Genomic DNA, 366 nt, shown 5'->3' on the forward strand with positions numbered 1-366 from the left:
GACTGTCCCTGCTGGCCCCGCTGCCACGGCGGGGTCTGACCCCGGCCACCGGCCTGCTGGCCCTGTGCGGGACGCACGGCGCCGGTCTGAGGCGTCGCCGACTGCGGAGCCCCGGACTGCTGGGGCGCCGACTGCTGGGGCGCGGGCTGTCGGGGCGTGGCGGGACGGCCCGTGGCGGCCTGCTTCGGCGCTCCGGGCGCCTCGACCGGCGTGCCCTGGGTACCGCCGCCCTGGGCGCCCGCCGGGCGGCCCTGCACGGGGGCCTGCTGCGGCCGCCCCTGCCCGGCCGGACCGGTCTGCGTCGGATTTGCCTGGGTCGGATTTGCCTGGGTCGGGCCTGACTGCGGCGGTCGCGGCGGAGTGCCG

1 pseudogene is annotated in these 366 nt (G+C 80.1%); it reads right to left on the reverse strand.

The features are described from left to right. A pseudogene (locus AC1DYG_RS20820) lies at positions 1 to 257 on the reverse strand (hypothetical protein); the annotation flags it as partial. Positions 258 to 366: the final 109 nt, after the last annotated feature.

The organism is Pedococcus sp. P1_H8, from assembly GCF_056405175.1.